This window comes from Dyella nitratireducens, assembly GCF_014642835.1.
Lineage (GTDB): Bacteria > Pseudomonadota > Gammaproteobacteria > Xanthomonadales > Rhodanobacteraceae > Dyella_B > Dyella_B nitratireducens.
On record NZ_BMJA01000002.1, the window covers coordinates 225,759 to 237,319 of the forward strand.

Annotated in this window: 8 protein-coding genes; 3 read left to right on the forward strand and 5 right to left on the reverse strand. The window is 61.5% G+C overall.

Going from position 1 to position 11,561, the window contains the following annotated elements:
* Window positions 1-130 precede the first annotated feature (130 nt).
* The 3 genes from IEX75_RS12065 to IEX75_RS12075 all read right to left on the reverse strand — a co-directional run bounded on the left by IEX75_RS12065 (window position 131) and on the right by IEX75_RS12075 (window position 4,457).
* The gene (locus IEX75_RS12065; protein ID WP_188794570.1) at window positions 131-2,383 is read right to left on the reverse strand and encodes a xanthine dehydrogenase family protein molybdopterin-binding subunit; all 2,253 of its coding nucleotides are present in this window, start codon (window positions 2,381-2,383) and stop codon (window positions 131-133) included.
* Window positions 2,380-2,922 (reverse strand): (2Fe-2S)-binding protein, encoded by a 543-nt coding sequence (locus IEX75_RS12070; RefSeq protein WP_188794571.1) that lies wholly within the window; start codon window positions 2,920-2,922, stop codon window positions 2,380-2,382. The genes IEX75_RS12065 and IEX75_RS12070 overlap by 4 nt, the downstream gene beginning before the upstream one ends.
* 200 nt (window positions 2,923-3,122) lie before the next feature.
* Window positions 3,123-4,457, reverse strand: a complete 1,335-nt coding sequence (locus IEX75_RS12075) for an APC family permease (RefSeq protein WP_188794572.1) — start codon at window positions 4,455-4,457, stop codon at window positions 3,123-3,125.
* Between the two features lie 657 nt (window positions 4,458-5,114).
* On the opposite strand from IEX75_RS12075, the gene IEX75_RS12080 reads away from it, so the two are divergent.
* Window positions 5,115-5,735 (forward strand): outer membrane protein, encoded by a 621-nt coding sequence (locus IEX75_RS12080; RefSeq protein WP_188794573.1) that lies wholly within the window; start codon window positions 5,115-5,117, stop codon window positions 5,733-5,735.
* A 50-nt stretch (window positions 5,736-5,785) separates the two neighbouring features.
* Here the strand turns inward: IEX75_RS12080 and IEX75_RS12085 are convergent, their stop codons facing one another.
* Entirely contained in the window at window positions 5,786-6,637 is an 852-nt protein-coding gene (locus IEX75_RS12085; protein ID WP_229720800.1) for a PhzF family phenazine biosynthesis protein, read from the reverse strand.
* Window positions 6,638-6,759: 122 nt separating this feature from the next.
* Window positions 6,760-8,685: a S53 family peptidase gene (locus tag IEX75_RS12090; RefSeq protein WP_188794575.1), complete on the reverse strand. Its 1,926-nt coding sequence runs from the start codon at window positions 8,683-8,685 to the stop codon at window positions 6,760-6,762.
* Window positions 8,686-9,186: 501 nt separating this feature from the next.
* On the opposite strand from IEX75_RS12090, the gene IEX75_RS12095 reads away from it, so the two are divergent.
* Together IEX75_RS12095 and IEX75_RS12100 are read left to right on the forward strand one after the other, a co-directional pair.
* Entirely contained in the window at window positions 9,187-9,801 is a 615-nt protein-coding gene (locus IEX75_RS12095) for an outer membrane beta-barrel protein (RefSeq protein WP_188794576.1), read from the forward strand.
* A gap of 141 nt (window positions 9,802-9,942) precedes the next feature.
* Window positions 9,943-11,457, forward strand: a complete 1,515-nt coding sequence (locus IEX75_RS12100) for a fumarate hydratase (RefSeq protein ID WP_188794577.1) — start codon at window positions 9,943-9,945, stop codon at window positions 11,455-11,457.
* Window positions 11,458-11,561: the final 104 nt, after the last annotated feature.

Below are 11,561 nucleotides of genomic sequence, written 5' to 3' on the forward strand. Positions count from 1 at the left end.
CGCGTGGCTGCAGGCGAGCTTGGTGCGGTAGCTTCGTAGGTTGGGGTGCAAACCCCAACATCGCCATGTCAATCAAGGTCTCGATGTTGGGGTTTGCACCCCAACCTACGAATCGCGTGAGATTTACGTATCACAACAACCGCAGCAATTCCTTCATCAACGGCAGCCGGCGCACACGCACCGCACTCACACGAAACACCGCATTGGCCAGTGCTGGTGCCGCCGTCGGCATCGCAAGGAAACTTGCACCAGCCGGATCGCCTTCACCCGGCACCGTGATCACTTCAACCGTGCGCGGCAACTGCGCCATGCTGGCGAGCGGGTAATCCTTCCAGCTGTTTTGCTGCACCTTGCCGTCTTTCACCGTGATGGCGAGATTGAGCGCGGTAGACAGCGCATCCAGCGTTGCGCCGGCAACTTGTCCTTCCAGCCCCATCGGGTTGATCACCCGGCCCACATCCACCGCACACACGGCGCGTTCAATGGTGAGCTTTTCGCCCTGCATCGATACTTCGATCGCGTGTGCGACGTAAGCGCCGTCCATATACCAGCAGGCGAGTCCCAAGCCGTTGACCGAATGCAGCCAGTCTTTCCAGCCGATGCGGTCGGTAGCGAGTTTCAGCACGTTGATCAACCGCGCAGTATCGACCGCACCGCCACCTTGCTGAGGAATCAGCCGCGGCTCGCCGATCAGGCGCAGGTTGGTGACCAGTGGATCTTCCTTCAGCGAATGCGCGATTTCATCGATGAAGCTGTCTACCGCGAAGGCGTTGGTGATATGCGGCATGCCGCGATGCGGGCCGCGCGGCATGGATGATGAAAGACCGAACCAGTCGCTGCGGTAGTTGGGTACGAAGCCGGCGGGAAACTGATTGACGCTGACTTCCGAACTCCATAGATGGTCGACCGGTACGCCGCGGCCAGCCAGTGCCGAGGCGCTGGCGACACGCTGGTTCCATGCAAGTACTTGGCGCTTGGCCTCGATGATCGCCTGGAACTTGTGCACGCAGCCGGAGCGGTAGAAGTCGTGCGTGAGATCTTCGTCGCGCGTCCAGAACAGGCGCAGCGGCTTGTCGACTTCCTTCGCCAGCAACACGGCTTCGGCTACGTAGTCGTGGTCGAGACGCCGCCCGTAGCCGCCGCCGATGCGCGGCACGCGGATGTCGATCTGATCGGGGGCCAAGCCAGTGAGACGCTGCACCACGGTCCACGCTTGTTGCGGTGATTGCGTCGGCACGTAAAGCGTGGCGCTGGTCTTGTCCAGGCGTACCAGGCAGTTCATCGGCTCGTTGGTGGCATGGGCCAGCCACGGCTGGTAGTAGATCGCTTCGACGCGGCGCGCAGCTTTGCGTTTCGCCTTGTCGATGTCGCCATCATCGCGTAGGCGAGTGGTCGGTGCTGCGTCGCTGTTGATGAGTGCGGTGGCCTGCTGTTCCAGCGCGGCGCTGCTTTCGCTGCCGCTTGCGCCGGGCTTCCACTGGAGCTTCAGCGCGCGCCGTCCTTGCAAGGCAATCCAGGTGTTTTCGGCAATCACGGCTACGGCCGGCGCAATCACCGTTTCGCCCGGCGGCAGATGAGGATCGGGTTTGAGCTCGATCACCTTCACCACGCCCTTGATGGCGAGTGCCGCGCTGCTGTCGAGGCCGCTGAGTTGACCATCCGGCCACGGGCAATGTGCAAGCACGGCGACCAGCGTGTCGCCGAAGTGCTTGTCCAGCGCGTACTCCGTTTGGCCCGTGACGATGGCGCGTGCTTCGGCGTCGCCGGCGGGCTTGCCGATCAAGTTGTAGTGATCCGGCGTCTTCAGCAAAAGGCTGCCGGGGGGCAGGGCGACCTTCGCCGCGGCGGCAGCCAGCTCCCCGTAACCAAGGCGGCGCCCGCCAGGTGCTATGACAAATCCCTTTTCCGTGCGTAGTTGCTCCGGTGGGACACCCAGTTGCGGCACGGCGGCTCGAATCAACAGCCAGCGTGCAAGCGCACCGGCCGAGCGCAGATCGCGCCAGGCGCGTGGCATCGAGTTGCCCGTGCCGCCCGCTTGCTGGCCGTATAGCCAGTGTGGCTTGCCGTTGTCGCTGGCCACACCCAGGCCAAGCGGCAGCACGCGCACGCGTTGCCAGTCGGCATCCATTTCGTCCGCAATGATGCGCGCCAACGCGGTGGCGACGCCGGTGCCGGTTTCCGGGTCACGCGAACCGATCAGCACCGTGCCATCTGCATCGACGCGCACGAACATGCCGAAGTCATACAGCGCATCGCCCAGCATGTCGGGCGGCACGAGTGCGCTGGCTGCGCGGGCACTGCGAATACCGACGATCAAGGCGCCGGCCGTGCCGGCGAGTACTTGCAGAAAGCGGCGGCGCGAGAGCTTCACCGTGCCGCTCATGCCTTGGTTCCTTGCTTCATCGCTGCAGCAGCGCGCTTGATCGCCTGGCGCACGCGCGTCTGGCAGCCGCAACGGCAAAGGTTGGGCAGGCCGTCGATGTCGTTGTCGGAAGGGTCTTTGTTGCGGTTGAGCAGCTCCATCGAGGCGATCAGCCAACCGGGCGTGCAATAGCCGCAGCCGATGGCGTCTTCATCGATAAATGCTTGCTGCAGCGGATGCAGGTTGCCGTTGCCCCTGGCGTCGGCCAGGCCTTCCACCGTGATGACCTGTTTGCCAGCCAGCTTGCTCATCGGAGTGTTGATGGCGGACGTGGCCTTGCCGTTCACCAGCACCAGATCCGCGCCGCCGTCGCCGTGCTCGCCGCCGTACTTGGTGCCGTCCAACTGCAGCACATCGCGCAGGTACCACAGCAGAGGCATCGCCGGATCGCCGGTGTGGCGATAGCGCTCGCCATTGATCTGCAAGTCGATGCCAGCACGAACGGGAGTGGGAGTGATTTCCGTCGGCTTGGCGGGCAGCGCGGCGTGGTCTTGCGCCATCGGGTGGTGTCTCCGTAATGCTTATCCGCCCATTGTGGCATTGCCGCAAGAAATTTATCACTGTGTTGAAAAAGTGCTTGCTGCACTTTTTCAACTCGCCGAGTTCGGCACAGGTCCGAACTCGGCTCCGCGAATCAAGCGTTTATGCGCTTGATTCGCGGCAGGCCATCCGTGGCCTGTCTAACAGGCTCAATAGCCTGTTAGGGACGGGCCGGACTGAACAGCCGTCGCCAAATAAGATAGACGGGAATGCCAGCAATCATGATGGCGAGGCCGATACCGGTATTCACCAAACTTGTACGCAGGCTTTGCACCACGACCAGCGCGATGGTAGCGATGAAGATCAGTGGCGGCAGCGGATAACCGGGCACGCTGAACCTTACGTCGGCAGCCTCCGCGCCCGTTTCCCGGCGGCGATACCAGAACAGCGTACTCACGCCCACCGCACAGGCCAGCCAATCGCCGAACGTGGCGTAGTCCAGCAACTGGCCGTAGCTGCCCGACAGCACCAGCACGATCGACCAGCCCACCAGCAGCAGCAGCGCCAGATTGGGTGTGTGATGGCGCGGGTGCAGGCGCCCCACGCTGGCGAAGAACAGGCCGTCCGCACCCATCACTTGCAGGACACGCGCACCCGCCACCAGGGTGATGTTGCAAAAGCCGAAGGTGGAAATGGCGATGCCCACCGCGATCAGCTTGGCGCCGGTCGTGCCGAAGACCTTGTTCATCACGTCGGCGGCGGGGGTGTTGCTATGCGCCAGGCCATCGTGGCCCAGCACCGACAGGTACGCGACGTTGACCAAGGCATACGCGCCGATCACGCCCAGCATGCCAACGACCAGTGCGCGGGGCAGGGTGCGCTGCGGTTCTTTTACTTCGCCGGCCAGATTGTTGAGGTAGGTGAAGCCGGAGTATGCGAACAGCACCGGCAGTGCCGCGCTCATGAACCCGACGTCGCTGCGAGCCGGGTCCACCGCGAGCCACGGCGTGCCGTTGCCGACACCGGCCAGAAACAGCCCACATACCACCAGCACCGCCACGGCCAGCAGTTTCAACAAGGTGAAGATGTTCTGCATCTGCACGCCGAACTTCAGGCCGAATACGTTGATCAGCGCGACCAGTGCCAGCGCGCCCGCGGCCATGGGCGTGGCCATGCCGGCGGGCAGTCCGAAGACCGTGGCGGCATAGCTGGCGAAGATGGTGGCCACCGCTGCGCTGGAACCGGAATAGATCACCAGCAACATGGTCCAGCCGAACAGGAAGCCGGCCAGCGGACCGAAGGCTTCGCGCAGATAGACATAGCTGCCGCCGGCATGCGGCCGGCGCGCGCCCAGTTCGGCGTAGCACAGGGCGCCAAGCAGCGTGAGCACACCGGCGCCCACCCACATCAGCAGCAGGGCCAGTCCCGACTCGGTGCGCTGCGCAGCGATGCCCGGATTAAGAAAAATGCCGCCGCCGATGATGCCGCCGATTACGACCAGTGCTGCATCGCGCAGACGCAGGCTGCGCTGATAGCCGGTAACCGGTGTTGTCATGAGAGGGCGCCCTGGAATGGAAAGGCAGAGCATGGCAATCGCAGAGGTGTACGGCAAGCGAGGCCTGTTCTTCTCCCTCATCGTCGCCGAAAGGGATGGACAGGGGGCGGAACGTCGGTTGGGGTGCAAACCCTGAGATATCCCCACGTTTTTTGCGTTGTCCAAGCGGAAAAGTTGGAGTCCGGGTCAATGTTGTTTCAGAGCGAACCGTCATTCCGGCGAAGGCCGGCACGCGGGGAGAGCACATGGATGTGCTCGGCTTTGAGGAGCGAGGAATCCATGCTTCGCACTGGCGATGGATTCCGGCCTTCGCCGGAATGACGGCTGGCTTCGAAACAAACTTCATGTAAACCCAGGACTTCTCCGGCATAACGGGCAAAAAACGTGGGGATATCTCAGGGTGCAAACCCCAACGTCTTCGCGCGCACATGCATTCCAAACGTTGGGGTTTGCACCCCAACCTACGTGGCTGAGGTATGACGGCTCATCAGATGATGGTGGGCATCAAGCCATGTTTGCGTGCTCCATCACACTTCCTACAATGCGATGTCCGCCGCAACCCGGCGGACGCAGGAACTTGCGTCCCACACAGGCGCAAGAGGGAAGTGGTCGGACGTTGCGTTTATCCGCGAACAATCATCCACATCAGGGGTTTCAATGAACAAATGGATTTCGAAGGCGGCCATCGGGGCCGCGCTCGCTGTTGCGTCTAGCACGGCGATGGCAATGGATGGCAACTTCTTCGTCAACGGAGAAGCGGCCGGGTCTGATACCAACATCAGAAATTTGGAGAACACCAACAACAACAGCATGGCCGGTGCGTTGCGCCTGGGCTATTTATGGAACGCCGGCGCCATATCCTGGGGTGCGGAAGGCGGTTATGTCGATCTGGGCAAAGTCACCGGCAACGACAATTACGCCGTGCAAGATGCCGGCGGTCCCTACGATCCTCTCCACATTTCCATCAAGACCCAAGGGGAAATGCTAGGCGGCGTGTTCAAGCTGCACTATGGCGACTACGGTTGGTTTTTCTCCGCGCGTGGCGGATGGTTCCATTCGCATACGTCGGCAAGGGTGCATGACCAGCTCGGTCTGTCGTCAGTGTCTGCCAGCAACAACGGCGACGGGATCTATGCCGGTTTTGGCCTGGGTTACGACTTCAACAAACACCTCGGTATCAGCCTGAATTACGACTATTTCAATAGCCGTGCGAATGGCATTTACGCCGGACGCTTCAACACTGGCATGTACGGTGGAACCATCGAATACCGTTTTTGATGTAGCGCATGACGCAGCAAGCAACGGCCGCTTTGTGCGGCCGTTGTCGTTTATAGATCGAGTTCGCCTTCGATCACCGTGACGCATTGGCCGCCGATGGTGATGGCGCCGTTGGCGGCGTGCCGGATGGTGACGTAGCCGTCGCGGCCTATCTCACGGCCCTGGCTCGCCACGTAGCTCTCGCCGTAATGGGCGTCTTTGCGTGCCAGCAGAAAGGCCATGATCGCAGCATTGGCGCTGCCGGTAACCGGATCTTCCGGTATGCCGTCCGACGGGCAAAACGCACGCACGGCCATGCGTGCGGGGCCGTCGTATTCCTTGCCGAAGACGACGATGCCGAGGTTGCCTTGCTCTTCGCTCAAGCGCTTGATGATGGACAGGTCAGGCTTCAATGCACGCACACGCGATGCTTCGTGCAGATCGCATACCCACCAGCGCGGGCCGTTGTCGACCAGGCTGAGGTGCGAATGATCCGGCGCCACGTGCACCGCTTCGGCAATGGCATGACGCACCTCGGTGCTGATGCTGCGCAACTGGGCGACGGGTGCTTGCACATGGATGGTGCGTGCTACACCGGGATGTTCAATGTCCACCGGCAACAAGCCAGCGGCGCATTGCTGAATCAGTTTCGTTTTACCACCGGCGATGAGGCCTGATTCGATGGCCGCATACGCGCTGCCGACACTTGGATGTCCGGCGAACGGCAATTCCTGCATCGGTGTGAAAATGCGCACGCGGTAATCCGCTTCCGGTGCCGTCGGCGGCAGCAGGAAGGCGGTTTCAGAGAGATTCGTCCAGCGCGCGAAGGCGCGCATCGCGGCGTCATCCAGTCCATCGCTATCGATGACCACCGCCAGCGGATTGCCCTTCATGGGCTGGCGCGAGAAAACATCGATTTGCATGAAGCGTCGCTTGGAAGACATGGGCATGCGAGGTGGCGAGATGGAGCGCCATCATAGCAATCGCATGTCAGCGAGTTTGTGGTTCCCTCCCCTGCTGACAGGAGAGGGAACCGTCTTGCAACTTAGAACCCGCTACGCAGGAAAACATCCAGGTTTGCGACATTCAGCGAGCCGATGCCGGCACCCTGGTTGTAGCGCGGCGCACCGTAGTAGAACCAGTTGTCACCGGCACGCACGCTGTTGAACGGCGAGAAGAAGCCGTAGCCGAAGATGTTCTGCAGCGCATACACCTGCGGATTCCACAAGCCGATGCGATGGCCCGTACTTTGCCGCAGCAGGGCGGTGATGCCGTTGAGCTGCGGTGCTACGAAGCTCGTGCCGCCTTCGCCGGACGCCAGGCCGCCATCGACCGTCGACACAAAGATGTAGCCTGTTTCCGGATCGGCATTCAACGAAATATCCGGCACGTTGCGGCCCGCGAAATGGCTGGGCAACTGCAGCAGCGTGGTCGGGCCGGCGCTGGGATCGTTGAAGACCAGCGACTGGTTCGGCTCGCTGCGGCGAATGCCCCAGGTAAACGCCTGATAGAACGGCTCGTGCCAATACACGCTGACGCCGCCACCACCACCCGAGGAGAACAGGTTGATGGGACGTACGTACTGGTTGAAATAGTTCTGCAGATAATCCCAACCCCACACGCTTTCCTGCGTCACCGACTCGGTCGGGCCGGTGCCGAATTGATAGCTGTAAGGCGTGGTGGTGCCGCCAGCCGCGGTGATGTACGGATCGGAAGCCGGCGAATCCACGGTAAGCGGCGCGGTGTATTGGCCTACGCCGGTGCCGGCACCGAGATCGCGGACGGTGTCATAGGCGCCCGAATCGCCTGAAGCCGCGAACAGCGATTGTCCTTGTACGGCGGCTTCCAGGAAGATCTTATGGAACGCACGCAAATCCCCCGCGTCGCTCGTGTCGGTGTTGCTTGCGCCGGCCACGTTCAATGCAGCGAAATTGAAGATTTCCGGCAAGCCCCAGCTGGTGGAGATGCTATCGGCGATATCGTCCGACACGGCTTGCGCAAACGCGTCGACATAACCGTCGGTGGTATTGGGCGCGTCATACACGATGATGTTGGCGAACGGTGCGATACCGCCGGACTGTTCCACGTCGATCGAGGTTTCGCCGCTGCCGCCGTCGATCGCTGCGCCGCCATCCACATGCACCTGTGTGATGCGATTGGGTTTGGTGGTCAGGCCGATATCCGACCAATAGGCGGTCGCGTCGCTGGGATAGAAGTTGGACAGCGTGACGATGCCGACGGTCGAGCCCTTGCCGACGACACCGCGGTGATAAAGCGGGTTGATGTTGTAGAAGTTGGCAACGTCGCCCACGGTGTATTCACCGGGCACACCCGAGGCAGTGGGATTGCTGCTCGAACCACTGGAACCCTTGCTGCTCTGCGCGTTGAGCTTGACGTTCGGCGCACCGAGCGATGCAAGAGCCGGCGAGGAGACGTGATGCGGGCGATACACTTTCTCGCTGCTCAGACCGGTGGCCACATCGACCACGTCGGCAATTGACGACGGTATCTGCAGCGCCGTCACCGGCTTGTGGAAGCTATGGCCGTTCTGGCGCGAGACGTAGTTGTGGACGGAGGTCTGGAACAGCTTGCCGAATTGGCTCAGCGTGCCGCTGGTGCGGATGGCCAGATGGCCGGGCAACACCGTGCTGCTCAAGCCTTGGCTCTGCAGATAGGACTGCACCCGTGCGACCTCCGCATCCGTTGCGCCGTATTGCTGCGCAAACTGCTGCGGAGTGAGGAATTGCTGATAGTGCGCGCTGCCGGGTGTCACGGTCTGGCGGATGTAATCCTCCAGCGCAGCCTGGTTATGCAGCTTCAGAATCAGCGTGACGTGTACGGTCTGATTGGCCGGTGCGGTGCCGGCATCTACCGCGGGTAGGGCGCTTGCGGCCCACGTGCCGGCGCTGGCGCCGGTAAGCAGCAGGCCAAGGGATAACGAAAGCGACTTGCGATGCAGGTTTGCAAACATGGTGCTTCTCCCTAACGGGCGCGATGGCATCTACGCATGCAAGCAAAGGCTGGAAGCGCACACCCTTGCCGCACCCGAACGATGTCGTTGCGCATTTGATTGATGGTCGATTTCCTAGCGACGTCGTCCGTCTCCCCTGACGACCAGCATCGCGCCGCTGAGATCAGCCTATAGCGCTGGCATGAAACCTGGAAGTGCCTGAGATGCATGTGGGCAATACAAGATGTCATGTGCAGGCTAGTTCTTATGAATTGTCTCGATTCAATGGGAAATATCGAGGTTGCGCGTGTAGTCCTCCCTTGCCAGCGAGCTGCAAAAAACGTGTGCACTGAGTTTTACAAACGGGTTGCGTAAGTGAATCCCTACCTGTGTGCAAGGCATTTCTTTAGGCGGCGACGAAGCGATCAGTTAGCTTTTGCAAAATTTTTACGCTCGGAACCGCCTCCCATTTTTTGCGCGGTTCGGCGGCGGCATCTCGTTCAAAACATCAAGGAGTTTTTCATGCGCAAGCTTGCAGCGATCGCTATGGCGTTGGCGTTGGGTACGGCATCTTCCGTGGCTCTGGCCGATGACGGTAATTTCTTTGTCAATGCCAATGCGGGTGCTTCGCAGTACGACACCAAGAACCCGTTCTCGGGCGTGCCGGGTAACAGCTTCAGCAAGACCGGTAAGGCGGGTGCGCTTCGTGCGGGTTATCGCTGGAACAGCGTGGTGGATTACGGCGTCGAAGTTGGTTACGGCTTCCTGGGTAACGAAGTTGCACGCCTCGGCAGTGATACGGGCTACGCCCGCCTGCAGGATCAGACGCGTGGCTGGTTGCTGGGTGGCAACCTCAATTACAACATCGACGAGCATTGGTACGTGGACGCCCGTGCCGGCTGGATCCGTGCACGCAGCCTGTACGAGGTTCGCATGCTGACCGATGTTGCCCATTTGTCGAGCCGTGACGCCGTGACTAACACGGGCGAGTACTTCGGCTTCGGTGGTGGCTACAACGTCAACAAGAACCTCAGCCTCGGCCTGGCTTACGACACCTATCGCGTGCCGGTGAACGAGTACAACGAGCGGAACACCCGCGTCGGCATGTACTCGCTCCAGGCCGAATACCGCTTCTAATTCAAGGCGTTCTCCACTCTTTTACGGCCGCCTCGCGCGGCCGTCTTTTTGTGCGCGGCCCGGTTTGGGCGCACAATACGGCGGTTGTGCCCCGCGAGCGCAAGGCTCGCGGGGCTTTATTTCCCAGTCGAAGCTGCCGCCATGACCACCATCAAGCAAGACGATCTGATCCAGTCCGTCGCCGACGCCCTGCAGTACATCAGCTACTACCACCCCGTCGACTACATCACCCATCTCGCCAAAGCCTACGAGCGCGAGGAGTCGCCGGCCGCGAAAGACGCGATGGCGCAGATCCTGATCAATTCGCGCATGGCGGCGGAAGGGCATCGCCCGCTGTGCCAGGACACCGGCATCGTCACCGTGTTCCTGAAGGTCGGCATGAACGTGCGCTGGGACGCCACGATGAGCCTGGAGGATATGGTCAACGAAGGCGTGCGCCGCGCGTACAACCATCCGGACAACAAGCTGCGCGCCAGCGTACTGGCCGATCCGGCCGGCAAGCGCAGCAACACCAAGGACAACACGCCGGCGGTGATCAATGTTTCCATCGTGCCGGGCGACACGGTCGATGTGATCGTGGCTGCGAAGGGTGGCGGTTCGGAAGCGAAATCCAAATTCGTGATGCTCAACCCCTCCGACTCCATCGTCGACTGGGTGCTCAAGACGGTGCCGACCATGGGCGCCGGCTGGTGCCCACCCGGCATGCTGGGCATCGGCATCGGCGGTACGGCCGAGAAAGCCATGCTGCTGGCGAAGGAGGCGTTGATGGAGCCGATCGATATCCAGGATCTGATTGCGCGTGGCCCGAAGAATCGCGCCGAGGAATTGCGCCTGGAGCTGTATGAAAAGGTCAACGCGCTGGGCATCGGCGCGCAGGGCTTGGGTGGCCTCACCACTGTGCTCGACATCAAGGTCAAGGATTACCCCACCCACGCCGCCAACCTGCCGGTGGCGATGATCCCCAACTGCGCCGCCACCCGCCATGCGCATTTCACCCTGGATGGCTCCGGCCCGGTGATGCTCGATCCGCCGTCGCTGGAAGACTGGCCCAAGCTCACCTACGACTCGTCCAAGGGGCGCCGCGTGAACCTGGATACGGTGACGCGCGAGGACGTCGCCACCTGGAAACCCGGCGAAGTACTGCTGCTCAACGGCAAACTGCTGACCGGCCGCGACGCCGCGCACAAGCGCATGGTCGACATGTTGAACAAAGGCGAGAAGCTGCCGGTCGACTTCACGGGTCGCTTTATCTACTACGTCGGCCCGGTCGACCCGGTACGCGATGAAGTGGTAGGCCCCGCCGGCCCCACCACTGCCACCCGCATGGACAAATTCACCGAGCAAGTGCTGGCGCAGACGGGTCTGCTAGGCATGGTCGGCAAGGCCGAGCGCGGCCCCACTGCGATCGAGGCGATCAAAAAACATCAGTCGATCTACCTGATGGCGGTGGGCGGCGCGGCGTACCTGGTGTCCAAAGCCATCAAGGCCAGCCGCGTGCTGGCGTTCGAGGACTTGGGAATGGAGGCGATCTACGAGTTCGAGGTCAAGGACATGCCGGTGACCGTGGCAGTGGATTCGGCGGGTACGTCGGTGCATAAGACGGGACCGCGGGAGTGGCAGGCCAAAATCGGCAAGATTCCCGTGCTGGTGGAATAACTCGGCGCTTTTATTTCGTGCTCCCTTTGGGAGATAGGGAGTGCGTAGGTTGGGGTGCAAACCCCAACATCGGGATATATACGTGTACGGCGATGTTGGGGTTT